This is a genomic window from Streptomyces sp. PA03-6a, assembly GCF_033792765.1.
Classification (GTDB): Bacteria; Actinomycetota; Actinomycetes; order Streptomycetales; family Streptomycetaceae; genus Actinacidiphila.
In genome coordinates, this window is sequence record NZ_JARAVK010000009.1 from 53,117 (window position 1) to 75,511 (window position 22,395).

The following is a 22,395-nucleotide window of genomic DNA, read 5'->3' on the forward strand; positions in this document are numbered from 1 at the left end:
CGATGCGGCGCCGGCCCGCACCGATGCGTCGTGCGCGGTGCGGGCCGGCGCCGCCGGGGGCCGGGGTGCCGGGTCGGCTGTCAGAAGCCGCAGTACTGGTTGGACCCGTTGTAGGGCAGCAGTGAGTCCTTCACCCATCCGGTGCGGTCGTCGTGCTGGTTGTAGAGGTATGTCCAGGTGCCGTTCTGGCCGGACGTCCAGCAGTAGTAGATCAGGACGTCCTGGTTGTCGGCCCAGCCGACGACCCCGCACGCCGTGCTGGAGCCGCTGCGCATGTTGGCGCTGACGCCCGGCGGCATGCGCACGTCCGTGCCGTCCGTGCCCCAGGCGCCCTGACCGCAGGACGCGTTGGCCGTCGCCGGCCCCGCGGTGCTCACGACCAGGGCCGCCGGCACGGCGAGCACTCCGGCGGCCAGTGCCGCCCATTTCGCCTTGCGTGTCGATCGCATGCTTGATCCCCTCCCGTTGGCGCCGGCGTGGTTCCGGTGGAGGCGAACCCGCCGGCGGCGGCTGTCAGAAACCGGACGGCGGTGCGACGTTCGTGCTGATCTTGCCGTAGGTCGAGTTGGAGCCGTAGGCGATCCTGATGAAGATGTTGGTGGCCCGGCCGCTGAAGGTCGCCGACTTCGCGGTGTAGACGCCGTTGCACTCGCTCGCCTGCGAGCTCGCCCCGGTGGGCGACAGGATCACGTTCGACTTGGCGCAGACGCCGTCGGTGAGGGCGTCGTACAGCTCGAACTTCACCGTCTGCCAGTAGGAGCCGTCGAAGATGTTCTTGCCCCAGGTGACGGAGCAGTTCCGGAGCCTGGCGTGAGTCGTGCCACCGGAGTCGTTGACCCACAGGGACGCGCAGGCCACGGTCGACGTGCGGTCGCCCGTGTCGGCGGCGGCGGTGGTCGGCGCGACGGCGGCGCCCGCGAGCGTCGAGCCCAGGGCTAAGGCGAAAGCGCCTGCGGCGCTGGTCAGCGACCTGCGCGACGGACGTACGGACATGGTTCCCCCTCGTTGGTGTGGTGCGTACGGCGGACCGCCACCGGCGCGGCGGTCCGGGCGGTCGGACGCGGCCGCGGTGATCACGTCACCGCGATTCGATTCTTTGTGCGAATCGACGCCAGTCTGTTCTATGGATCATGTCCACAACAAGCACCCGTGTACGACACATTGACGTACCGTCTGAAACGATCACCGTGTGCGGGATGCCGGTCGGGACCGCGCACTCCGTCAGGGGCGGCTCGGTGCCGGCTCCGGCTCTCGCGGGTGCGCTGCCGCGCGGCGGGGGAGCAGCAGCGGGGTCGCCAGCAGGAGTACGCCGGCCAGGCCGATGGCGGTGCGCGCCCCGAGCAGACCTCCCAGCACGCCCCAGACGGCCGTCAGGAGCGCCGTCGAGGCCTTGGTCGTCACCGCCCAGGCGGACAGCGTGCGGGCGACCCGGTCGGTCGCGGTGCGCTCGAGGCGGTAGGTGGCGTGGACGGGGTTGAAGATCCCGCAGCAGAAGATGAGCCCCAGTTCGACGCCCATCACCAGCAGCAGCCCTCCGGTGCCCGGCCCCAGGAAGGCCAGGCCGACGGGCCAGAGCGCGCGCAGCGCCCCCGTGACGACCAGGACCTGGCGCTGTCCGAACCGGGTGACGAGCGGCCGGGCCAGCCGCGAACCGAGCAGCCCGCCGATCGAGGGCGCCGCGAAGGCGAGGCCGTACTCCCATGCTGTGAACCCGAGCTTGCCGAGCATCAGGACGGCGAGCAACGGCTGGACGGCCATCACCAGGCCGTTGAACAGGGCGGTGTTGAAGAACAACGGACGCAGTGCCCGGTCGGCGAGGATGTACCGCCAGCCGTCGAGCAGGTCCCGGCTCCGCATGCGCGTGGCCTCCCGGCGCTCGGGCCGCGGCTCGTGCCCGCCCGTCGCGCGGATGCCGAGGGCCGAGAGCAGGTAGCTGACCGCGTCGGCCACCACCGTCGCCACCGGGCCGAGCAGCCCGATCGCCGCGCCGCCCAGCGGTGGTCCGATGATCGTGGTCGTCCATGCCGTGGACTCGAAGCGGGCGTTGGCGACGAGCAGGTCCTCGGCCGGCAGCAGGGTCTTCACGTAGGCGCCGGAGGCGGCGCGGAAGGTGATGTCGGCCGCCGCGACGGCGACCGAGACCAGCAGGAGCTGGAGGAAGGTGAGGACGCCGAGCGCGAACGCGGCGGGGATGGTCAGCAGCGCCGCGAACCGCACCAGGTCCATCGAGATCAGCACGTGCCGCTTGCGGCGGAACTCCACCCACGGGCCGAGCGGCACCGCCACGGCCGCGCCCACCGCGGACCCCACGGAGGCGAGCGCGGCGACCTCGGCCGGTCCGGCGTGCAGCACCTGGATGGCGATCAGGGGGAACGCGCCGAAGGCGAGCCACGTGCCGAGCGCGCTGGTCCCGTACGCTGCCCACAGCCACCCGAACCGCCGTCCCAGCCGGTGCCCGCTCCCCATGCCCGACGCCCCTCGCCACTCACCCTGCACAACCGGTCCGCGATCGGACTCATCAAAGCGAGACCCGCGGCCTGGGATCAAACAACCGCAGAACCGGCGGCCACAACCAATGGTTGTGGCCGTAGGGTGTCGGGCATGGACATCGAGACCGTCCGGACCTTCGTCGCCGCCGCCGACGCGGGGCGGTTCCAGGAGGCCGCCGCCGAGCTGGCGGTCACCCAGCAGGCCGTCTCCAAGCGCATCGCCGCGCTGGAGCGCAGCCTCGGCGTGCGGCTGTTCACCCGCACGGCGCGCGGCGCCGAGCTCACCATCGACGGGCAGGCGTTCCTGCCCCACGCGCGCGAGCTGCTGCGCGTCGCCGAGCGCGCGGTCGCGTCGGTGCGCACCGGCCGCCGTCCGCTGCGCGTCGACATCATCGCCTCGCGTGGCGCGGCGTCGGGCCTGATGCGCGGCTTCCACCGTGCGCACCCCGAGATCGAGCTCGACGTGGTGATGCTGTTCGACATCGAGACGGCCGTCGCCGCCATCCGGTCCGGTGAGATCGACGCGTCGTTCCGCGCCGTCGCCGCGCCCGGCCGGCCCCTTCCCGAGGACGTCGAGTCCGTCCGGGTGCTCGACGAACCGCTCGAGCTCCTCGTCGGCCCCGCCCACGCGCTGGCGGGCGCCCGGTCGGTGACGGTCGCACAGCTCTCCGGGCACCGGATCTGGATGCCCGGCATCGTGCCGGGTACCGAGTGGGCCGCCTACTACGACGACCTCGTCGCCGAGTTCGGCCTCACCATCGAGGCGACCGGCCCCAACTTCGGTTCCGACGCGCTCCTCGACACCGTCGCCGACACCCCGGCCCTGGCCACCTTCATGGGCGGGAACACCAGCCTCGTCTGGCCCGCCGGCCACGGCCTGCGCCGCATCCCGGTGACCGACCCGACACCCGTCTACCCGCACTCGCTCCTGTGGCACCGCGACAACCCCCACCCGGCGCTGGCCACCCTCCGCGCCCACCTCGCCGCCGCCACGGCCGGCCACGACGCCGCCGGGACCTGGACGCCGGGCTGGGTGACCGCGCACTGAACGCCGCCGCGTCCACGATGATCCCGGCAGGACTGCGGCGGCGCGGGGCTCGCCCTACGTCGCCCTGCGCTCGCGGGCTTCCGGTTCCTCCGCCGCCCCGCGCGACGGGACACCGGGCCGCGTGAGCGGCGCGAGCCGCTGGACGGCGCTGTCCACGAGTTCGAGGTCCGCCTTGGTGTGGGCGATGGCGGCGTCGATGAGGAGGGCCACCAGAGGGTCGTCGGTGTGGCCGCGCCGCAGGCGGGTGAGACCGGCGAGTTCGGAGAGGTAGGTCTGGCGCTGGGTCTCCACCAGGGCGTGCACGGCGTCGGAGCCCAGTGAGGCGGCGCCGAACAGCTTGAGGAACAACTCGTCACGGAAGCCGCCCGTGCGGACCCACGCCGTGGTCGCCCAGGAGTGCAACTCGTCCTGGCCCTGCGCGGTGAGGGTGTAGCGCGTCTTGTCGGGGCGGTCGCTCTGCGCCACTTGGGACCGGGTGACGTGGCCGTCGCGCACCAGGCGGTCCAGGATCTGGTACAGGTGCCCGATGTTGAGGCCGCCCCACTGCGGGCCGATGGCGTCCTCGAAACGGCTCTTGAGCTCGTAGCCGTGGCTCGGTCCCTCGGACAGCAGCGCGAGCACTGCGTGGTGCAGCGGCATTTTGCATCCCCTCTGTATTGTGACAATGTACCCCTGCATTGCCGCAATGCATGAGGGGTGGTTGGAAGCATGAGCGTGACCCTGCGGGACGTGTCCCGCCGGCACCCGGGAGTCGTGGCGCTGGACGGCGTCGACCTGGAGATCGGGGACGGCGAATCCGTCGCACTCACCGGCCCGTCCGGCGCCGGCAAGTCGACCGTGCTGCACCTGGTCGGCGGCATGGACCTGCCCGACTCCGGCACGGTGGAGGTCGACGGCACCGCGCTGACACCGGGCGGGCTCGACGCCCATCGCCGCCGGATCGGCTTCGTCTTCCAGCGCTTCCACCTCCTGCCCGCGCTGACGGTGCTGGACAACGTCCTGGCGCCGGTGCTGCCCCGCCGGGTGGACTTCGACCGGCGGGCCCGCGCCATGGAACTCCTGGAGGCCGTGGGCCTGGCACAGCGGGCGGGGGCGCTGCCCTCGGAGCTGTCGGGCGGTCAGCAGCAGCGCGTGGCGGTCGCGCGGGCGCTGATCAACCGGCCCGGCCTGCTGCTCGCGGACGAGCCGACCGGCAACCTGGACAGCGCGACCGGCAGGGAGATCATCGACCTGCTGCTCTCGCTGACCGAGCAGTACGGGATGACGCTGCTCGTCGCGACGCACGACGTGGAGGTGGCCGCGAGCTGCGACCGGATCGTGCGCCTGCGCGACGGACGGATCGTGGCCGACGAACGCGTGACGCCGGCCACCGACGTCCTCGACCGGCTCGGGGGGCTCCGCCCGTGATCGCCATGATCTGGTCCCAGCTGCGGCGTCATCGGGCCCGTGCGCTGGCACTGGCCGCCGGCATCCTCGTGGCCGCGACCAGCTTCACCCTGCTCACCTCGACGGTGACCACCAGTCAGGCGCGGACCACCGAGACCGTCCGGAAGAACGCCCGCTCCGCGTACGACGTCCTGGTGCGTCCCCACGCGAGCCAGACCGCGGTCGAGCGCGGCGACGGACTGGTCGAGGCGAACTTCCTGTCCGGGATCTTCGGCGGCATCGGCCTCGGCGAGTACGACCGGATCAAGAAGATGCCGGGGATCGAGGTCGCCGCGCCGGTTGCCAACGTCGGCTACCTGATGGTGCCGGGGACGCTGAAGGTCGACGTGTCGTCCTTCCTGGACGGCACGGCGCCTTCCCAGATCCTGCGGATCAAGCCGACCCTGACGGCGGGTCTGGGCCGCTACCGGACCGCCGACCAGTACGTGTACCTGAGCCGCAACCCGATCGAGCCGTCGGAGACCTTCTCCGACTCCACGTTCCCGGGTCTGCTGGAGGAGCACGCGGACCACCGGACCTATCCGGTCTGCTGGTACTACAACCACAACAAGACCGACGTGCACATCGAGCACACCGACGACGGCGGATTCGGACCCCTCAAGCCCAGCCTCATGCGCGAGGACCGCCGCGAGGAGTCCCCGTTCGACCCCGACATGAACTCCTGGCTCACCTGCCGGTCGGGACGGGACAAGGCGATCGCCGAGATCCCGGTCTCCTACCCGGTGCTCCTGTCGGCAGTGGACCCCGCCGCCGAGGACCGGCTGGTGGGCCTCGCACACGCCATCACCTCCGGCCGCATGCTCACCGACCGGGACAAGCCCGTCTGGGGCCGCAAGGAGAACTGGTCGAACGAGCCCTACTGGACGATCCCGGCCGTGCTCAGCGACCAGACCCTCACCTCCGGCACGGTGAACGCCACCGTGGAGCGGCTGGACGCCGGCGACCCCGCCGCCCTGCGCGCGAAGCTCGGCAGCCCCGCCGCCCACGACTTCGTCGACGACCTGCGCGGAACACCGGTGGGACGCGTCAGCGCCGACCTGGAGCGGGGCTTTCCCGGGAAGTCCCTCTTCGCCCCCCTGGCCGACAGCTACTGGACGGTCGGCCCCGTCGACTACCGCCGCGCCGGGACGGGCCTGGCCCCACGCGCCCGCGCCGGCCAGTCCCCGGAGGTGTGGCGCACCAACGCGGACCGCCAGTTCGTGGAGTTCGTGCCCGAGGAGAACACCGGCACCCAGTTCCGCGAGATCGTCAGCCACCCCGGAACCGCCTGCTGGGGTACCCGGACCTGCGCGCACGAGGACTACGGCAGGACGCCGATCCCGTACCTGACCCCGGTCGGCCGCTACGACGCCACCGAACTGCCCGGCTTCTCCTCGCTGTCCGAGGTACCGCTGGAGACCTACCGCTCGCCCCAGGTCACCGGCGCTGACGAGGCCGGGCGGACGGCGCTGCACAACAGGCCGCTGCGTCCCGACCGCAATCTCGGCGGCTACCTCGCCGCACCGCCCACCATGCTCACCTCCCTGGACGCTCTCCCCGTCCTCACCAAGAGCCGCCGGCAGCCGACCGCGCAGGACAAGGCCCCCATCAGCGCCATCCGCATCCGGGTCGCCGGCGTCACCGGAGTCGACCCGGCCTCGCAGGCCCGGGTCAACGCGGTCGCGGGCCGCATCCGCACCGCGTACCCCGGTCTCCAGGTGGACATCACCATCGGCAGCTCACCGGCACCGCAGACCATCGCGCTGCCCGGCGTCGACGTCGTGGAGAACTGGACCGCCAAGGGCGTGGCCCTGCGCATCCTCAAGGCCGTCGACGCCAAGAGCGCCGTGCTGTTCGTGCTGGTCCTCGTCGTCTGCGCGCTCTTCCTCGCCCAGGCCGCCCTGGCCTCCGTGCGATCACGCCGCACCGAGATCGGCACCCTGCGCTGCCTGGGCTGGAGCCCGCCGGAGATCCTCCGGCTCATCCTCGGCGAACTCCTGGCCATCGGCCTGGGCGCGGGCGCCGCGGGCGCCGTCCTCGCCTACGTCCTGGGCCTGCTGCTGAAGCTGCCCGACGCGGGGACCAAGGCGGCTCTCGTGCTGCCCGTTTCGCTGCTGCTCGCGGTCACCGCCGGGCTGTTCCCGGCCTGGCGTGCCACCCGGCTGAGGCCCCTGGACGCGATCACGCCCCCGGTGACCGCCACCGGCCGCGCGGCGCCCGTACGTTCGGTCCCCGGACTCGCCGTACGCAACCTGCTGCGGGTACGCGGCCGTACCGCGCTCGGCGCGGCGGGACTGGCCCTGGCGGTGGCGGCCTTCACCGTCCTGCTCGCCCTCACCCTGGGCTTCCGCGGCGAGGCGGCCGGCTCGCTGCTGGGCAACGCCGTCGTCGCACAGGCCCGCACCGCCGACTACCTGAGCGTCGCCCTGTCGCTGCTCCTGGGAGCCGCCGGCGCGGTGGACGTCCTGGTGCTGTCCATGCGCGAACGCGCCGCCGACCTCGCCGTGCTGCGCGCCACCGGCTGGACGACCCGTGAACTCGCCCTGCTCAGCTACTACGAGGGTGCCCTGCTCGCCCTCCTGGGCGGCCTCACCGGTGCGGTCACCGGGCTCGGGACGGTCCTCGCGATCGGCTGGGGCACCTTGGACGGGCGCCTCCCGGCCGTCGGCGGCGCGGCGCTCCTCGCGACCCTGGCCGCCGTGGTTCTCGTCTGCGCCGCCCTGGCCCTCCCGGTCCGCGCCCAGTCACGCATCGCCCCCGCTCATCTGCTGGCGGTGGGATGACGGATGCCGGGAACGGCGGGGAGGCCATCCGTCGTGGGGCCGTCACCCGCGGCCCGGGGCCCGGGAGCCCCGGGCCCCGGGACGGCCGGGGGAGGTGTCGTCACGGCCGGTCGGCCGCCCCCTCCGGCCGAGGGCCGATGTAGCCCTCGTGGACGTCCTGGCCACGGGCGTACCCGGGCTGGAAGCGCACGCCGGCGTAGTGCGAGGCCTTCTCCGCCTCCTGCGCCCGCCTGCCCAGCTCGGAGGTGTCGCCGAAACCGAGGACGTCGCGGGCGAGCTGGGTGAGCGGCCCGTCGACCTGGTACTCGGTGCGCTGCATGGTGAGCATGTTGATCAGGTAGAGCGGCGTGCCGTTGAACTTCTCGAACATCTCGTGGCGGGTGCCCCATTCGGTGAGGAAGCGCTCGCTGATCTGCCGGAAGATCTTGATCCGGTCCCGGGCGCTGATCTCGGCACCACGCAGCGCCTCCTCCAGCTTGGGGCCGATGTAGGGGTCGTCCAGCTCGCGCTTGGTCGGCTGGATGACCACGCCGCGGCCGCAGAAGTCGATCAGCTTGTTGACCATGTCGTGCTGGTTCTCGAGGTAGTGGGCCCGGCCGAAGTCGATGTAGATGTTGTTCGGCTTGTACAGCCCGCCCGGGGTCTCAAAACCGGTCTCCTCGGCCGCGAGCATGAACGCGCGGCAGGTCTCGCGGAACCGGATCAGTTCGGCGAGCTGCGACTGCACCACGGGCTGGCGGCTGGTGCCCAGGGCCTGGGTGATGAGCAGCGCGAGGCCGACCATGAGTTCGGCGTGCGTGCACTGCCGGATCTGGGTCTCCAGGTGCACCCAGTCGAACTGCCGCTGCGGGTACCACTTGGCGTGGTCGGGGTTGCCGATGTGCTGGACCTGTGGCCAGGGGATCAGCACGTCGTCGAAGTAGACCATCCCGTCGAGCTCGTCGCCGATGGTCGCCAGCGGACGGTCGTAGGGGTCGGCGTCGGGCTGGGCCCGCGATTCCCGGGCCACCACGGTCACGCCCTCAGTGGCCAGCGGCACCATCGCGTAGATGGTCTGCTCGGGCGTCTGGCCGGGCCGCCACAGGTTGCCGATCAGGAGGTTGTTGACGAAGGGGAGCGAGGTGCCGATGGCCTTCCAGCCACGGACGACGATGCCCTCGTCGTTCTCCTCCATGATGCGCAGCATGGGGGTCTCGGCCAGCGCGTCGTCGCGGCCGCGGTCGAACTGCACGTCGACGAACATGGGCGAGATCGCGAGGTCCTTGGAGGTGACCTCTTCCCACTGGCGCTGGATGTTGCCCGAAAGGTCGCGGCGGGGGCCGGTGAAGCGGGAGTTCTCGGCCCACGGCTGCTGGTCGTCGACCTGGGTGAACATGACGACGTTCATACCGGCGGGCGGCCGGGTGAAGATGCCGCCCTTGAAGTGCCGGAACAGGAACTCGGCGTACTTGCGGCGGCGGACGGCGTCCTCCTTCGACCGCGGCAGGAACCAGTGCATCGACTGGCGCTTGCCGTTCCCGTCGACGAAGGTGGTGGTCTCCTGGTGCTCGGGGTCCAGGTGCAGGTCGTAGTACTCGGCGATCGCCTGGGCGTATCCGCGGGTCTTGGGGTGGGTGGTGACGTCCTCGACGAGTTCGCCCCCGACGTAGACCTTGCGGCCGTCGCGCAGCGACTCCAGGTATTCCTTGCCGGTCCTCATGGCGTGTCTCCCGTGGTGGTGTCGTTGGTGTGACGGTGGTGGGTGGCGGCCTCGTACAGGCGGGCCGGCGGACCGGTCGGCGTCATGCCACCGCCTCCGTCATCGCCGGAACCGCCTCCATGTCCACGCCGCGTTGGTAGCGTCCCTGCCCGAACAGCAGGGGGGAGCGGAGGTCGGGCGCGATGACGGCCCGCACGTTGCCGATGACGACGAGGTGGCTGCCCACGGGCCGTGCCTCGGCCGTCTCGCAGTCGAAGGTCACCAGCGAATCCCGCAGCACCGGCGAGTTCACCTCGGCCGGCAGTTCGCTGCCCGCGACGACGTGGTCGTCGACGAATTTCACGGTTCCCTGGCGTGAGCACAGCTGTGACACGGGGACTTGGTCCAGGCTGAGCAGGTTGACCGCGAAACGGCTCTCGCGGTGGATGTCCGCAGCGGTGACCGTGCGCTCGTTGACGCACACCAGCACCGTCGGCGGCTCCAGGCAGACCGAGGCGAACGCGCTGACCGTCATTCCCCAGGCGCGACCGTCATGACGGGTGGTCACCACGGCCAATCCGCCGACCACCCGGCGCATCGCCGAGCGGAAGGCATCCGCATCCGCCGTCCTTTCCGGCGGCCGCGGCGCGGCGTCGAGCCGCACGGTGTCTTTCCCGTACGGGCCGCCGCCGGTATTTCCTGATTCCATCATCCGATCTCTCCAAACCGGCGACGGCGCGGGTGCCACCGCCCAGGAGGGGAAACCTGACGCAGTTTCGGCCGTCCGGGCCGCACCGCTGGACCGGGACGCTATGATCTGCGCAACACACCCGTCAAATGCATATGTTGAATTCACGGTATTTGCGCCGCGAATATATGGACTGGTCAGGGATGATGAACCTGCGGAACGTCGATCTGAATCTGCTCGTGGCGCTGGACGCCCTGCTGGCCGAGCGCAACGTCAGCCGCGCGGGGCGGCGTCTGGGCCTCAGTCAGCCCGCGACCAGCTCGTCGCTCGCCCGCCTCAGGAAGCTGTTCGGTGACCCGCTCCTGGTGCGGCAGGGCAGGGAACTCGCCCTCACGGCAGAAGCCGAGCGGCTGGTGCGACCCGTACGGGAGATCCTCGACCTCGTCGAGCGGACCATAGCGCAGCGTTCCGAATTCGACCCGGCCACGGACGTACGGAGCTTCTCCATCAGCGCGTCCGACTACGCGACGCTGGTATTGCTGAGCCCCTTTGTTCAAGCAGTGGCCGCCGAGGCCCCCGGCGTGACGATCCACGTCCTTCCCCGATCGAGAGATCCGCGGCAATTGCTCGACTCCGATGTTGCCGAGCTCATCATCGAACCGAAAGAGTTGATGGGCGACACCGGATTCCCGTCGTATCCGTTGTTCGGCGACCAATGGCTGTGCGCCGTCGACGCCGCGAACCCCGCGGGCGCGACGCAGCGAATAACGATCGACGAATATCTCCGTCTTCCGCACCTCGTGTACAGCATCGGGCCGGACAGGCGACTCAACCTGGCCGACCAGCACCTCGCCCGGCTCGGCACCCCACGCCGGATCGAGTTCACGGTGGAGAGTTTCCTCCTCGTCCCCTTCTTGATCCGGGGTACGTCCCTGGCCAGCCTGGTCCTTGAGCGGGCGGCACGCCAACTCGCCGCCGCGACGACCGACATCCGCTTCCTGCCCCCGCCCGTCGCCCTGCCCGACATCCACGAGAGGATGTACTGGCACCCCCGTCACACCAGCGACCCGGCGCACCTCTGGCTGCGCGAGCGCCTGCTCGCCTCCGCGAGTGTCCTCGGCGGCATGGACGGACCTCACACGCGCCAGGACTGACCCACCCACCCGCTCGGTGGTGCGGGCGGGCCGTCCGCGGATCCCGCTCGTTTCGTCCGGACCGTCGGCACTGTCATTGAAAGCATTCATCGCCCTCGGGGCGTGTGCGTCGCCGAGCTCTGCCACGTCACCGCCGCCGACGCCCCCCGGACGCTCCGGGCCCCTGCCGACCGCGCCCCCGCCCTGCCGGCGGCTGGATCTCCGCGTCGCGCCTGGTCGGAAACGACCGGAATCGAATGCATAAGTCCGGGTAGGGGGATATGTGGAATGACCAAAATGGCGGGAGATGGTCCGTATGTCGCGCACACAACCCGGCATCGAGCAGCACCCCGATCTGCTGGAACTTCGCGCCGATTACGAGCGTGCGACCGCGACCCATCGCGGTCAGGCCATCAGGGCCATGGGTCTGCTCACCGGCGTCTATCTGGCCGCGTCACCGTGGATCGCGGGTTTCAACGCGCTGTTGGGCTTCAATGCGCTGTCGACGATCGCCGTCAACAACCTCATCGCCGGTATCGCGTACGCCCTGCTCATGGGCGGGGCGGGGCGAGGCTTCGAGCGCACCCACTCCAAGGCCTGGGCTGCGGCGATCATCGCCCTGTGGACGATCATCTCGCCCTGGTGCATCGCGGGAGATGTCAGTACGTGGCGCACCATCACGAACAACGTGATCGTCGGAGCGATCGGCCTGGTGCTCGCGCTCGCTGCGGCAACAACGCGTCCCGGTGGCGCTCGCGCCCAGGAGCACGGCATGTCACACACCCCTGGAGGGCTGGGGCGCCGGTGACGCAGAACGGTCGGCGCGGGCCCGGCTGAGGCCCGCGCCCCGCGTCATCTGCGCGGAGCTGCTCCATCAGGATGCTGTCGTGGAGGAGCGGAGCGCCGGGTGACGGTGATGCCGCCCCCGGACACCGGCGGCTCCGTCGTGCGCGTGGACCTCGGCACTGCGTCTGCCCCTGTGCGCCACGCAATTCCCGCCCGTCACGTCGAAGCCGCGTCGTACTCGTCGAGGGCGGCGAGGACTTCCGCGGGCAGACTGTTCCTCGTGCGTCTGAGGGCGGCGACGATTCGTGCCGCCCGGGCGTCCTCGTCGGCGTCCTCGCGGGCGATGTCGCGCATGCTGTGCAGGTCGTGGACGCCCAGGGCGCCCGTCGGGTGGTCGATCCCCGCCTCGCGCAGCACCTCGTCAACTGCTTCGAGCTCGGCGCGCAGCTGCTCGATCTCGGCCCGCCGGGCGTCGGGGGTGCGCAGTGCGTCCACGATGGCGACGCACGCGGCGAGGTGCTCGTCGGCGATGCCGAGGCAGTCGGCGGCCTCTTCGGCTGTCATGTGCGGCATGCGGGAATCCTCTCGCGCCGGCGCCCGGCCCGGCGGGTAGCCGCGGGGCGTCCGGCGAGCCGCTCAGTCGAGCGCGGCCATGAGGTGCTGATCGTTTACGCCGTCCGTGACGAACAGCGGCGCCCCACTCCACACGTCCAGGGCAGGGGGTGGCTGCGACGGCGTGCGCTGCTCGCCCGTCCCGGCGTTTCCCCTCATTCCGGCTGAAGCTTTGATTTCCGGCATTTCGTACGGGTAGGTCACCTAAGGGGGAACTTGGTCGCCGACCGAGCGGGGCGCGTCGGCCGGCCGTTCACCTACTGCACGCGGCAGGAGGGGCATGGACCCGTGGCTGATCTGGCTCATCGCCGCGGCAGGGCTGGCCGTGGCGGAGCTCTTCACGCTCACTGCCGCGCTGGGGCTGCTGGGTGGGGCTGCCTTGATCACGGCGGGATCCGCGGCAGCCGGGCTTCCGCTGCCCTTGCAGTTCGTGGTGTTCACCGTCGTTGCTGCGAGCACCGTTCTGTTCATCCGTCCCGTCGTGCTGCGCCACGTGCGCCGGCCCCCGGCGGAGCGATTCGGTGTCGAGGCGCTGGTCGGCAGGAGCGCCTACGTCGTCTCAGAGGTGACGGGCATGGGCGGCAGGGTCCGCATCGGAGGCGAGGAATGGACGGCCCGAGCCTATGACGAGACGCTGGTGATACCTCCGGGAACGACCGTCGACGTCATCGAGATCAGCGGCGCCACCGCACTCGTCTACCCCCAGGAGTGAACCATGGAATCGGGGCTCCTCGTCGCCGGAGTGATCGTCGCGCTCTTCGTCGTCTTCACCGTGCTGCGGGCGGTACGCATCGTGCCCCAGGCACGCGCCCGCAACGTCGAACGGCTCGGCCGTTACCACCGCACCCTGAAACCCGGCCTCAACGTCGTCATCCCCTACATCGACCGTGTCTATCCGGTGATCGACCTGCGAGAACAGGTGGTCTCCTTCCGACCGCAACCGGTGATCACCGAGGACAACCTGGTCGTGGAGATCGACACCGTCCTGTACTTCCAGGTCACCGACCCGCGGGCGGCCGCCTATGAGATCGCCAACTACCTCCAGGCGGTCGAGCAGCTCACCGTCACCACCTTGCGCAACGTCGTCGGGTCCATGGACCTGGAGAAGGTCCTCACCTCGCGCGACACCATCAACAGCCAGCTCCGCGGTGTGCTGGACGAGGCCACCGGCAAATGGGGGCTGAGGGTCAACCGGGTGGAGATCAAGGCCATCGACCCGCCGCAGTCCATCAAGGACGCGATGGAGAAGCAGATGCGGGCCGAGCGGGACAAGCGGGCCGTGATCCTCGGGGCCGAAGGACAACGTCAGTCGCAGATACTGACTGCCGAAGGCGACAAGCAGGCTGCCGTCCTGCGCGCGGAGGGCAACCGCACGGCTGAGATCCTCAAGGCCGAGGGCCAGTCACGGGCCATCGACGAGGTGTTCCAGGCCGTGCACCGCAACGACCCCGACCCCAAGCTGCTCGCGTACCAGTACATGCAGATGCTGCCCCAGCTCGCGCAAGGCGCGGGCAGCACGTTCTGGGTCATCCCCAGCGAGGTCACCTCCGCACTGGACGGTGTGTCGCGCGCATTCAGCGAAGTGCTGCCGCAGTCGCCGGCCACCCGGGAGAAGTCTTCGGACGACAAGGCCGCCCAGGCCGCCGCCGACGCCGCGCGGGCCGCAGAAGCCGCTGCCGAGGCCCTTGCCGACGCCGCCCAAGCCGAGGCGCCCTCGGCACGCCCCTCGGCCGACCCCCTCGCCGGTCCTGGGTGAGAACCGGCGCACCCTCCGCGGGGTCCGGCCCGTCTCAGGCTGCGCCCGTGGGATCCGTCGATCCGGCGGCGCGGCGGTATTCGGCGTTGATCCGCTGGGCTTCTGCGAGCTGGTCCTCGAGGATGACGATGCGGCAGGCGGCCTCGACGGGGGTGCCCCGGTCGACGAGTTCACGGGCTCGGGCCGCGATGCGCAGCTGGTACCGGGAGTAGCGCCGATGTCCGCCTTCGGAGCGGAGCGGGGTGATCAGGCGGGCCTCGCCGATGGCACGGAGGAAGCCCGGGGTGGTGCCGAGCATCTCGGCGGCCCGGCCCATGGTGTAGGCGGGGTAGTCGTCGTCATCGATACGGCCGAAGGAGTCAGCTGCTGCCGTCATTGCACCTCTTTGTGGAACATGTGGAGGGGCCTTGACGCCGTCCCGCCACCAGGGCCCCGAAGGGACTGCTACTCCCTTCTGGCGGCCCTCGTCCGCGCCGACCTCTTGTTTCCTCGCAATGGTTGTGGTGTGTCGAGGTCGAAGATATACGGATCCGGTCATGCCAGGCATGGTCCCGCTCCGTGGGCCGGCAGGGGCAGCGCCCGAACGAAGGCCGGCGGCAGTCCGGGCGGGTGAGATAGAGGTCGGTTCCATGCCGAACGTCGACCTGGCGGCGCGTCAGTGCCAGGACGGCCGGGATGTGCCGCTTGCCGTCCACGGACGGCAGACCACGGGAAGCCGCACCGGGCGCCCCACTCGATGAGGGCTCGGCCGGCATGCGCCGACCGAGCCCTCATGCCGCCATGGTCGGGCCAGTGCGTCGTCCCGACCCCGGCTACCCGGCGGTGGGGACGCCGAGCAGGGCCGACGCTTCCTGGAGCGGGGTGAGCCCGGGCGCCGGTGCCGCGGCAGGGAGGGCGCGGCAGGTGAAGCCGAGGCGCGTCATGGCCCGGAGGACCTCGCCGGCGGTGAAGTCACGGCGGTCCTGCCGGGTGATGACCTCGCCCACTTGCATGACGGGGTAGTGGCGGCGGCCGATGATCACGGACTCACCGGTGACCGGCTCGGGCCTGACGCCCTTCATCGACGCCACCACCCCGGTCTTGGACAGGTCGAACGCGAAACGGGCGATGACGCAGCGCATGGTGCCTCGCAGGAGGAGTGGGAAGCGATGGGACCGGTGGGCGACGGGTCAGCGTGAGCGCGTGAGAACACCCACGGCGCAGCCGTGCTCGTCGACGACGGGCACGGCCGCGAGCTGCCCGTGGCGCATGACGTGCTGCGCTTCGGTCATCTTGGTCATCGGCGAGGCGAACGGCCCGCCGTCACCGGCGACCTCCCGCAGGCGGACCTGATCGGTGTAGCCGTGGCCGTCACGGACGGCGGTGAGCTGGGCATGGGTGACCAGACCCGTGCACCGGCCGTCCTCGTCGCAGACGACCAGATGCCCGGTACGGGCGCTGGCCATGACCGACAGGGCCACCTCGACGGTCATGTCGTCCCAGACCTGCGGTCCGGGCACGTCCATGACGTCGGCCACGGTTCCGTGGGCGGAATCCGCAGGGCGTGGCAAGTCGTGTGCCAGGGTCAAGAAGTGCCTCCTGGAGAAGTTGATGGGCGGCGTGACGGGGAAAGTGCTAGGCCGTGTCGTCAAAGGAGCGCCGGCCGCCCGGAGGGCGGGCCCAGCGGCGTCTGGTGCGGTGCATCGTAAGGCGGAGAGTCGTCCTCGTAGTGGGCTACTCGGACGATTCGACAACGCAGCGAGGTGCCGTGCCAGGCGCCGCCGGGCAGGCGGGACTTTGACGACACGGCCTAGGCCACCGCGTCGTAGGCGGGCCGCCGCTGGGCCGTGCGGCGTGCTGCCCCGCCGGTGCGGCGGTCCTGAGCGGTGGCACGGCTGCGCCCGCCGCGGGAGGCTGGGGCGCCGTTTTTGCGTTCGGCCGCCGGTGCGGTGATGACGACCGGGATGCCCGAGGGGGTCTGCGCGCCGGTGATGCGGATCAGATCGTCCCCGGACGGGTGGACCTCGGTGGTGTGCGGGCGGATTCCGGCGTGCTGCATGAGACGGGCCATGTCGCGGCGCTGGTTGGGCGTGACCAGTGTGACCACGATGCCGGACCGGCCGGCGCGGGCCGTGCGGCCGCCCCTGTGGAGGTAGTCCTTGTGGTCGTTGGGCGGGTCCACGTTGACGACCAGGTCGAGGTTGTCGACGTGGATCCCGCGTGCGGCGACGTTGGTCGCCACCAGGACGGTCACGTGTCCCGTCTTGAACTGGGCCAGGGTCCGGGTGCGCTGCGGCTGCGACTTGCCGCCGTGCAGCGCGGCGGCGCGGACGCCGCTTCTGAGCAGGTGCTCGGTCAGCCTGTCGACGGCGTGCTTGGTGTCCAGGAACATGATCACCTGACCCTCTCGCGCCGCGATCTCGGTTGTCGCCTGGTGCTTGTCGGCGGCGTGCACGTGCAGCACGTGGTGCTCCATCGTGGTGACCGCGCCCGCGGAGGGATCCACGGAGTGGACCACCGGGTCGTGCAGGTAGCGGCGGACCAGACGGTCGACGTTGCGGTCCAAGGTGGCCGAGAACAGCATTCGCTGCCCCTCGGGGTGCACCTGGTCCAGCAGCGCTGTGACCTGCGGCATGAAGCCCATGTCGGCCATCTGGTCGGCCTCGTCCAGGACGGTCACGGCGACTCGGTCCAGTCGGCAGTCGCCGCGCTCGACGAGGTCCCTCAGCCGGCCGGGCGTCGCGACGAGGACCTCCGACCCGCTGCGCAGCGCGCCGGCCTGACGGCCGATCGGCATCCCGCCGACCGCGGTGGCCAGCCGCAACCTCATCGAACGGGCGTAGGGGGCAAGCGCGTCGGTGACCTGCTGGGCCAACTCCCGGGTGGGTACGAGCACCAGGGCCAGAGGCTGCCGGGGCTCGGCGCGCTGCCCGGCGGTACGGGCCAGCAGCGCGAGGCCGAAGGCGAGGGTCTTGCCGGAACCGGTCCGCCCGCGGCCCAGCACGTCACGGCCCGCGAGGGAATTGGGCAAGGTCGCCGCCTGGATCGGGAACGGCACGGTCACGCCTTCGGCGGTGAGCGCGGCCAGCAGCGGCCGCGGCATGTCGAGATCGGCGAACGCCCCGGCGGCGGGCAGTGCCGGAGTCGCCGTGTCCGGCAGGGCGAACTCTGCCTGCGGTGCGGCGGGGCGACGGCGTCGGCCGCCGGAACGGCTCGGGTCGGTGAAACGGTCGTTCGTACGTGTACGGCTCATGCAGAACCTTCCTTGAAGCGGCCGCATCAAGGGATTCCGCTGCGATGAGCAGGACGGGGAATCGCAAGAATGGGCCAAGCAAATGCGATGGCGAATTCAGCCGGCGGGAGAAGTCCGCGGGCCGAGGCGCCGAACGGGTGGGGTGATCTGGTCCGCGTCCGAAAGACCGGGGTTACGGGCGTCGGGGAGCTCTGACGGATGTGCATCCGGAGTCCGACGGGAGCGTCCGTTGCCGGTGGGATCGCGGCACCCTCAAAATCGTGGGACCAGTGAGGTCGTCACGGCGTCATCAGGGCAGGGTGCGTCCTGATGTGCAGCAAGCTGGGGCCCGCACCCAAGGTGCGGGCCCCAGCTGCGATGCGTGCGCTCAGCGTCAGGCGGGAACGATGTTCTCGGCCGTGGGGCCCTTCTGGCCCTGCGCGATGTCGAAGCTCACCTTCTGGCCCTCCTGCAGCTCGCGGAAGCCCTGGGCGGCGATGTTCGAGTAGTGGGCGAACACGTCAGCGCCGCCACCGTCCTGCTCGATGAAGCCGAAACCCTTTTCCGCGTTGAACCACTTCACGGTGCCAGTAGCCATGTGGTGCATCTCCTTTGGGGCAGTGCCCGGAATCCGTACTGTACGGACCCCGCGTCGCCGCGATGATTGCCCCGCCAGCAAATGAACCGGAATTTTGGGAACCACAACTGCAACTTATTCGAGAGTAGCATGGCGCGATCGGCTGTGCACGGTTAATAACCGGGCGCGGCCGTGGCGTGTGAGAAACCTCATCGCGCGTTGCGCCAATTTCTCACTTCGCGAGCACAGATATTCAGCGTCCCGGAACACACCGTTCGGCACGTTGCGCCGCGCACCACAGCCCGGCGGCGGTCGGCCCTCCGTCTCGCGAGCCCCCGCGCGCACGGCCGGATCCGAGGCGCGCCTGCTGGCGGACCTGTCTACCCGGGCGACCCGCGGGTGGCCGAAGATCCGGTCGGTATGACGGGAAGGAAACGCCTCACGCCAGTGTTGGACAGGTCTGTCTAGCGAAAATGAACAGACCGGTCTACTCAAGATGGGGACGGTGGCATGCCCGAGCAGCCCACCTCGCAGGACCGCGGCAACGTGGTCACCACGCCGGCGGCCGATACCGGTCCGGTCGGCGCGGAGACAGGGGGCCCGGCCCCGCTCACCTCGGCCGCGCCCAAGGGGAGAGGGCGTGTCGCAGGCGGCGTACTGCCTCAGCGCGTGGCCTTCTACCTCCTGGCGTCGATCGTCGTGTCGTTCCTGGCGGGTTCAAGCGCCCCCACCCCGCTCTACGCGGTCTACCAGGCGGAGTGGGGCTTCAGCCCGGTGACCACCACGCTGGTGTTCGGCGTGTACGCGATCGCGGTCCTGGTCTCGCTGCTCACCCTGGGACGGCTGTCGGACCACCTGGGCCGCCGCCCGGTCCTGCTCGCGGCCCTCGCCGCACAGGCGGCCGCGATGGTGGTGTTCGCGACGGCCCACGGCGTGCCGGAACTGATGATCGGCCGGGTGGTCCAGGGACTGTCCACCGGTGCCGCGCTGGGCGCGATCGGGGCCGGGATGCTGGACATCGACCGCCGCCGCGGGACCGTCGCGAACTCCTTCGCCCCCGGTCTCGGCACCGCCACCGGCTCCTTGGCGTCGGCGTTCCTCGTGCAGTACCTTCCCGCGCCGACACACCTGGTCTACCTGGCCCTGCTCGTCGTGATGGCCGTGCAGGCACTGGGGGTCGTCCTGATGCGGGAGACCCTCACACCCACCCCGGGCGCGCTCGCCACCCTGGTCCCGGACGTGAAGCTCCCCAGGACCGTGCGGCGCGCCGTCCTCAACGCCGCCCCGGTCCTGTTCGCGGTCTGGGCCCTGGCGGGCTTCTACGCCTCCCTGGGCCCGGCGCTCGTGCGGACCCTCACCCACTCCACGTCGGCCGTCTACGGCGGACTGGCCCTGTTCGTCCTGGCCGGGGTGGCCGCGGCCGCCACCCTCGTACTGCGTACGGCACCCGCCCGCGGCGTCATGGTCGGCGGAATCATCAGCCTCGTCGTCGGCGTCGGCCTCACCCTGCTCTCGGTGCAGAACGGCTCGCCCGCCCTGTTCTTCACCGGCTCGGCCATCGCCGGCATCGGATTCGGCAGCGGCTTCCAGGGCGGCATCCGCACCGTGATTCCGCTGACCGCCGCCCACGAACGTTCCGGAGTGCTGTCCCTGCTCTACGTGGTGTCCTATCTGGGGATGGGAGTGCCGTCGGTGATCGCCGGCTACCTCGTCGTCCACGCCGGCGGCCTGCTCGCCACCGCCCGCGAGTACGGCGCGGCCGTCATCGTCCTGGCACTGCTGGCCCTGCTCGGTCTGCTGACGGAACGGCGCAGCAGCCGTTCGCGACCCGTGATTGCCTAAAGTGAGCCTCGAGGCCCGGAAGATGGCACGAACCAGCAGGGAGGCCGGGATGGTTGCCGACAGCACCAGGGCGCACGACGCGCGCACCGAGGTCAAGGCTCCGGCACGCGAGCGACTGCTGTCCGCCGCCAACGAGCTCTTCTACGCCGAGGGTGTGCAGAGCGTCGGGATCGACCGGATCATCGAACGCGCCGGGGTGGCCAAGGCCTCGCTCTACAACACGTTCGGCAGCAAGGACGAGTTGGTCCACGCGTACCTGAAGTCCCGGCACGCCGCCACCTCCGCCCGCCTCCTCGCCGCCCTCGAGCGCTTCGAGAACCCCCGCGACCGGCTGCTCGGCGTCTTCGACGCGCTGACGGAGTCGTTCAAGGGCCCCAGCTACCGCGGCTGCGCGTTCATCGCCGCGAGCGCGGAGGCCGAGCCGGGCAGCAGCACAGAACAGGCCTCCAACGACTACCGGGCATGGGTAAGGGGCCTGTTCACCGACCTCGCCCGGCAAGCCGGCGTTCCCGACCCGGAGACCCTCGGCCGCCGTCTGCACCTGCTCTACGACGGGTGCGCGGTCTCGGTCCGCATGGACGGCGACCCCGGCGCCGCCGCCGCGGCCCGGGCCGCCGCCGAGGTCCTCCTGGACGCCGCCCTGACCCCGGCGCCGCAGGCCGGCCAGCGGGGCTGAGGCATACGGCAGCGGGGTTGTCGCCTGGGCTTCAGGAACTCATCGCGGCTCGGTCGGAGTCGCTGCGCAGGACGCAGAATTCGTTGCCTTCGGGGTCGGCAAGGACCGCCCAGCCAGAGCCGTCGGGATTCCGGAGATCGGCGACCAAGGTGGCACCGAGGCCCAGCAACCGTTCCACCTCCTGCTCGCGCGAGGTCTCAGGGCGCAGACACAGATGGATCCGGTTCTTGATCTTCTTGGGCTCGGACACCTGGTTGAAGTACAGCACCGGGCCCTCCGCGAGCACCACCTGAGTCTCCCGGTCACCCGGCTTGTCCTCCGGATGCAGCGGACGGCCGGTCACCCCGCTCCAGAACCGGGCCAACCCGTAGGCGTCCGCACAGTCAATCGCCACGTTCTGCAAGACCGAAACCATGCGCGCAAGCCTTCCCGACTCCCGCCCCGGGACGCCACCGAGTTCTCAGGCGCACGGCCGCCGGCGGCCGTGCGAGGAGGCTGAGGACGGCGCGGCACGTACGGATGTTTCCGGCGTTGGCCTCCTCAGCACTCTCCGCTGTCCGAACAGCGGCTCAGCGGTAGTCCTCGGGGTGGCCCTGCATCCAGCGGTTGATCCGGTCGCGCGTCGCCACGAGTTCGTCCTGGTGCGCCTTGAGGTTCTCGAAGGAGGTGTCCGCGCCGAGGACGTCGCGCAGATCCGTCATCCAGGCGAGGGGCTCGCTGAAGTGGCCGGGGCCCTGGGGATCGGCCTTCATCGCGGCGTCGAGTTCGGCGAGTTCGGTGTGCACCCGGGTCAGGAAGTACTCACACTCGCCCCGCGCTGTGGTGGCGGTGCAGCCGGAGTGGTAGGTGGCCTGCAAGGTGGCGAAGGCGTCGCGTACCTTCTCCACCGGTCCCGCCGGCTCGGCAGCCGAAGCGGACGCGGACGCGGACGCCGAAGCGGCCGCCGGCGCGGGGGTGCCGCCGGCTGCCCGGTCCGTGCCGGTGTCCGACGGGGCAGAGCACGACAGCAGCAGCGCGGCGAGCGGGAGGGCGAGCAACGTGGCGCCGGGCAGGCGTCGTCCGGGTTCTTTGATCATGGCGGATACGACGTACGCCGGGACCGCACGGTTCCCGACGGCGTACGGGGAAACCGCCGCGACTACTGCTGCAGGGCGTAGCGGAAGACGCGGGAGTCCCGTACCTCGAAGCCGAGCCGCTCGTACAGCCGGTTCGCCGCCTGCCGCGAGGGGCGCGAGGTGAGATCCACCGTGCGGGCTCCCGCCGCGTCGGCCAGGCGAACGGCCTCCTCGGTGAGGGCGGCCCCGACGCCGTAACCGCGGGCGGCCTCATCGACCACCACGTCCTCGATCCAGGCCCGCATCCCGGTCGGCAGGGGAAACAGGACCAGCGTGAGCGTTCCGACGACACGGCCGTCGACCCGTGCCACCAGCACGGTGTTCGCCTCGGCGGCCAGGAGCCGTCGCAGCGTCTCGTGGGTCAGCGGGGCGGCGCTGCGGGACAGTTGGGGCAGCAGGCGGGTGAACGCCTCGACCATCTCGTCGTCCGCCTCGCGGACGACCGCAACCTCAAGGCTCATGATCCGGTTCCTATCCAGGCTGTCACGGCACCGGACGGCTTCTGCGACGCCCGGAGGTGCGGCCTCGTACGGCCACCGCACCAGTCTTCTCACGATCGGCCGGGGCGGCCATTCC

The 22,395-nt window shown here is 70.8% G+C and carries 24 protein-coding genes; 9 read left to right on the top strand and 15 right to left on the bottom strand.

All coding sequences use genetic code 11. The annotated features are described in order from the left end of the window. Positions 1-80: 80 nt before the first annotated feature. The 3 genes from PV350_RS04075 to PV350_RS04085 form a co-directional block, all read right to left on the bottom strand. The gene (locus tag PV350_RS04075) at positions 81-449 is read right to left on the bottom strand and encodes an SH3 domain-containing protein (RefSeq protein WP_499516297.1); all 369 of its coding nucleotides are present in this window, start codon (positions 447-449) and stop codon (positions 81-83) included. A gap of 64 nt (positions 450-513) precedes the next feature. Beyond that, positions 514-993, bottom strand: coding sequence for a hypothetical protein (locus PV350_RS04080; protein WP_500332849.1), 480 nt, complete (start codon positions 991-993; stop codon positions 514-516). 228 nt (positions 994-1,221) lie between these two features. Beyond that, complete coding sequence (locus PV350_RS04085) at positions 1,222-2,466, bottom strand: MFS transporter (RefSeq protein WP_499516299.1); 1,245 nt, start codon at positions 2,464-2,466, stop codon at positions 1,222-1,224. Between the two features lie 135 nt (positions 2,467-2,601). Here PV350_RS04085 and PV350_RS04090 point away from each other — a divergent pair, with 135 nt between their 5' ends. Beyond that, the gene (locus tag PV350_RS04090; RefSeq protein ID WP_500332850.1) at positions 2,602-3,537 is read left to right on the top strand and encodes a LysR family transcriptional regulator; all 936 of its coding nucleotides are present in this window, start codon (positions 2,602-2,604) and stop codon (positions 3,535-3,537) included. 54 nt (positions 3,538-3,591) lie between these two features. Here PV350_RS04090 and PV350_RS04095 read toward each other — a convergent pair whose 3' ends face one another. Next, the gene (locus PV350_RS04095; RefSeq protein WP_499516301.1) at positions 3,592-4,176 is read right to left on the bottom strand and encodes a PadR family transcriptional regulator; all 585 of its coding nucleotides are present in this window, start codon (positions 4,174-4,176) and stop codon (positions 3,592-3,594) included. Positions 4,177-4,245: 69 nt separating this feature from the next. On the opposite strand from PV350_RS04095, the gene PV350_RS04100 reads away from it, so the two are divergent. Next, a complete protein-coding gene (locus tag PV350_RS04100; protein ID WP_499516302.1) occupies positions 4,246-4,944 on the top strand; it encodes an ABC transporter ATP-binding protein in 699 nt (232 codons plus the stop codon). Positions 4,945-4,949: 5 nt separating this feature from the next. Then, the gene (locus PV350_RS04105; protein ID WP_499517045.1) at positions 4,950-7,745 is read left to right on the top strand and encodes an FtsX-like permease family protein; all 2,796 of its coding nucleotides are present in this window, start codon (positions 4,950-4,952) and stop codon (positions 7,743-7,745) included. A 100-nt stretch (positions 7,746-7,845) separates the two neighbouring features. On the opposite strand, the gene PV350_RS04110 is transcribed toward PV350_RS04105, so the two are convergent. Together PV350_RS04110 and PV350_RS04115 are read right to left on the bottom strand one after the other, a co-directional pair. Further along, on the bottom strand, positions 7,846-9,444 hold the full coding sequence (locus PV350_RS04110) for a 4-hydroxyphenylacetate 3-hydroxylase family protein (RefSeq protein ID WP_499516303.1): 1,599 nt from the start codon (positions 9,442-9,444) through the stop codon (positions 7,846-7,848). A gap of 82 nt (positions 9,445-9,526) precedes the next feature. Beyond that, a complete protein-coding gene (locus PV350_RS04115; RefSeq protein WP_499516304.1) occupies positions 9,527-10,087 on the bottom strand; it encodes a flavin reductase family protein in 561 nt (186 codons plus the stop codon). 173 nt (positions 10,088-10,260) lie between these two features. On the opposite strand from PV350_RS04115, the gene PV350_RS04120 reads away from it, so the two are divergent. Together PV350_RS04120 and PV350_RS04125 are read left to right on the top strand one after the other, a co-directional pair. Beyond that, positions 10,261-11,265: a LysR family transcriptional regulator gene (locus PV350_RS04120; protein ID WP_500332851.1), complete on the top strand. Its 1,005-nt coding sequence runs from the start codon at positions 10,261-10,263 to the stop codon at positions 11,263-11,265. 295 nt (positions 11,266-11,560) lie between these two features. Continuing rightward, positions 11,561-12,052 carry an SPW repeat protein gene (locus PV350_RS04125; RefSeq protein WP_499516306.1) on the top strand — a complete coding sequence of 164 codons (492 nt, stop codon included), beginning with the start codon at positions 11,561-11,563 and terminating at the stop codon, positions 12,050-12,052. A 194-nt stretch (positions 12,053-12,246) separates the two neighbouring features. On the opposite strand, the gene PV350_RS04130 is transcribed toward PV350_RS04125, so the two are convergent. Further along, positions 12,247-12,603 (bottom strand): hypothetical protein, encoded by a 357-nt coding sequence (locus tag PV350_RS04130; protein WP_500332852.1) that lies wholly within the window; start codon positions 12,601-12,603, stop codon positions 12,247-12,249. 319 nt (positions 12,604-12,922) lie between these two features. Here PV350_RS04130 and PV350_RS04135 point away from each other — a divergent pair, with 319 nt between their 5' ends. Next, complete coding sequence (locus PV350_RS04135; RefSeq protein WP_499516308.1) at positions 12,923-13,354, top strand: NfeD family protein; 432 nt, start codon at positions 12,923-12,925, stop codon at positions 13,352-13,354. Between the two features lie 3 nt (positions 13,355-13,357). Then, positions 13,358-14,398: an SPFH domain-containing protein gene (locus PV350_RS04140; RefSeq protein WP_499516309.1), complete on the top strand. Its 1,041-nt coding sequence runs from the start codon at positions 13,358-13,360 to the stop codon at positions 14,396-14,398. Between the two features lie 34 nt (positions 14,399-14,432). Here the strand turns inward: PV350_RS04140 and PV350_RS04145 are convergent, their stop codons facing one another. From PV350_RS04145 to PV350_RS04165, 5 genes are all read right to left on the bottom strand, one after another. Beyond that, complete coding sequence (locus tag PV350_RS04145; RefSeq protein WP_500332853.1) at positions 14,433-14,774, bottom strand: MerR family transcriptional regulator; 342 nt, start codon at positions 14,772-14,774, stop codon at positions 14,433-14,435. 436 nt (positions 14,775-15,210) lie between these two features. Further along, positions 15,211-15,519 (bottom strand): SCO5918 family protein, encoded by a 309-nt coding sequence (locus tag PV350_RS04150; protein WP_499516311.1) that lies wholly within the window; start codon positions 15,517-15,519, stop codon positions 15,211-15,213. A 48-nt stretch (positions 15,520-15,567) separates the two neighbouring features. Beyond that, positions 15,568-15,966 (bottom strand): CBS domain-containing protein, encoded by a 399-nt coding sequence (locus PV350_RS04155; protein WP_500332854.1) that lies wholly within the window; start codon positions 15,964-15,966, stop codon positions 15,568-15,570. Positions 15,967-16,187: 221 nt separating this feature from the next. Then, positions 16,188-17,630: a DEAD/DEAH box helicase gene (locus tag PV350_RS04160; protein WP_499516313.1), complete on the bottom strand. Its 1,443-nt coding sequence runs from the start codon at positions 17,628-17,630 to the stop codon at positions 16,188-16,190. Positions 17,631-18,003: 373 nt separating this feature from the next. Continuing rightward, entirely contained in the window at positions 18,004-18,207 is a 204-nt protein-coding gene (locus PV350_RS04165) for a cold-shock protein (RefSeq protein ID WP_030224351.1), read from the bottom strand. 489 nt (positions 18,208-18,696) lie between these two features. Between PV350_RS04165 and PV350_RS04170 the strand changes: the two genes are divergently transcribed. Together PV350_RS04170 and PV350_RS04175 are read left to right on the top strand one after the other, a co-directional pair. Continuing rightward, positions 18,697-20,028 carry an MFS transporter gene (locus PV350_RS04170; RefSeq protein WP_500332855.1) on the top strand — a complete coding sequence of 444 codons (1,332 nt, stop codon included), beginning with the start codon at positions 18,697-18,699 and terminating at the stop codon, positions 20,026-20,028. Positions 20,029-20,077: 49 nt separating this feature from the next. Then, the gene (locus tag PV350_RS04175) at positions 20,078-20,704 is read left to right on the top strand and encodes a TetR/AcrR family transcriptional regulator (RefSeq protein ID WP_499516315.1); all 627 of its coding nucleotides are present in this window, start codon (positions 20,078-20,080) and stop codon (positions 20,702-20,704) included. Between the two features lie 31 nt (positions 20,705-20,735). Here PV350_RS04175 and PV350_RS04180 read toward each other — a convergent pair whose 3' ends face one another. From PV350_RS04180 to PV350_RS04190, 3 genes are all read right to left on the bottom strand, one after another. Beyond that, positions 20,736-21,119, bottom strand: coding sequence for a VOC family protein (locus tag PV350_RS04180; RefSeq protein WP_499516316.1), 384 nt, complete (start codon positions 21,117-21,119; stop codon positions 20,736-20,738). 154 nt (positions 21,120-21,273) lie between these two features. Beyond that, a complete protein-coding gene (locus tag PV350_RS04185) occupies positions 21,274-21,780 on the bottom strand; it encodes a hypothetical protein (RefSeq protein ID WP_499516317.1) in 507 nt (168 codons plus the stop codon). A 62-nt stretch (positions 21,781-21,842) separates the two neighbouring features. After that, entirely contained in the window at positions 21,843-22,361 is a 519-nt protein-coding gene (locus PV350_RS04190) for a GNAT family N-acetyltransferase (protein WP_499516318.1), read from the bottom strand. Positions 22,362-22,395 lie beyond the last annotated feature (34 nt).

Coding starts and splice junctions, on each gene's coding strand:
- PV350_RS04145 (WP_500332853.1), bottom strand. CDS start 14,774: ATGACGGCAGCAGCTGACTCCTTCGGCCGTATCGATGACGACGACTAC.
- PV350_RS04130 (WP_500332852.1), bottom strand. CDS start 12,603: ATGCCGCACATGACAGCCGAAGAGGCCGCCGACTGCCTCGGCATCGCC.
- PV350_RS04075 (WP_499516297.1), bottom strand. CDS start 449: ATGCGATCGACACGCAAGGCGAAATGGGCGGCACTGGCCGCCGGAGTG.
- PV350_RS04180 (WP_499516316.1), bottom strand. CDS start 21,119: ATGGTTTCGGTCTTGCAGAACGTGGCGATTGACTGTGCGGACGCCTAC.
- PV350_RS04095 (WP_499516301.1), bottom strand. CDS start 4,176: ATGCCGCTGCACCACGCAGTGCTCGCGCTGCTGTCCGAGGGACCGAGC.
- PV350_RS04110 (WP_499516303.1), bottom strand. CDS start 9,444: ATGAGGACCGGCAAGGAATACCTGGAGTCGCTGCGCGACGGCCGCAAG.
- PV350_RS04185 (WP_499516317.1), bottom strand. CDS start 21,780: ATGATCAAAGAACCCGGACGACGCCTGCCCGGCGCCACGTTGCTCGCC.
- PV350_RS04170 (WP_500332855.1), top strand. CDS start 18,697: ATGCCCGAGCAGCCCACCTCGCAGGACCGCGGCAACGTGGTCACCACG.
- PV350_RS04105 (WP_499517045.1), top strand. CDS start 4,950: ATGATCTGGTCCCAGCTGCGGCGTCATCGGGCCCGTGCGCTGGCACTG.
- PV350_RS04090 (WP_500332850.1), top strand. CDS start 2,602: ATGGACATCGAGACCGTCCGGACCTTCGTCGCCGCCGCCGACGCGGGG.
- PV350_RS04150 (WP_499516311.1), bottom strand. CDS start 15,519: ATGCGCTGCGTCATCGCCCGTTTCGCGTTCGACCTGTCCAAGACCGGG.
- PV350_RS04125 (WP_499516306.1), top strand. CDS start 11,561: ATGTCGCGCACACAACCCGGCATCGAGCAGCACCCCGATCTGCTGGAA.
- PV350_RS04135 (WP_499516308.1), top strand. CDS start 12,923: ATGGACCCGTGGCTGATCTGGCTCATCGCCGCGGCAGGGCTGGCCGTG.
- PV350_RS04085 (WP_499516299.1), bottom strand. CDS start 2,466: ATGGGGAGCGGGCACCGGCTGGGACGGCGGTTCGGGTGGCTGTGGGCA.
- PV350_RS04165 (WP_030224351.1), bottom strand. CDS start 18,207: ATGGCTACTGGCACCGTGAAGTGGTTCAACGCGGAAAAGGGTTTCGGC.
- PV350_RS04080 (WP_500332849.1), bottom strand. CDS start 993: ATGTCCGTACGTCCGTCGCGCAGGTCGCTGACCAGCGCCGCAGGCGCT.
- PV350_RS04100 (WP_499516302.1), top strand. CDS start 4,246: ATGAGCGTGACCCTGCGGGACGTGTCCCGCCGGCACCCGGGAGTCGTG.
- PV350_RS04140 (WP_499516309.1), top strand. CDS start 13,358: ATGGAATCGGGGCTCCTCGTCGCCGGAGTGATCGTCGCGCTCTTCGTC.
- PV350_RS04120 (WP_500332851.1), top strand. CDS start 10,261: ATGCATATGTTGAATTCACGGTATTTGCGCCGCGAATATATGGACTGG.
- PV350_RS04160 (WP_499516313.1), bottom strand. CDS start 17,630: ATGAGCCGTACACGTACGAACGACCGTTTCACCGACCCGAGCCGTTCC.
- PV350_RS04175 (WP_499516315.1), top strand. CDS start 20,078: ATGGTTGCCGACAGCACCAGGGCGCACGACGCGCGCACCGAGGTCAAG.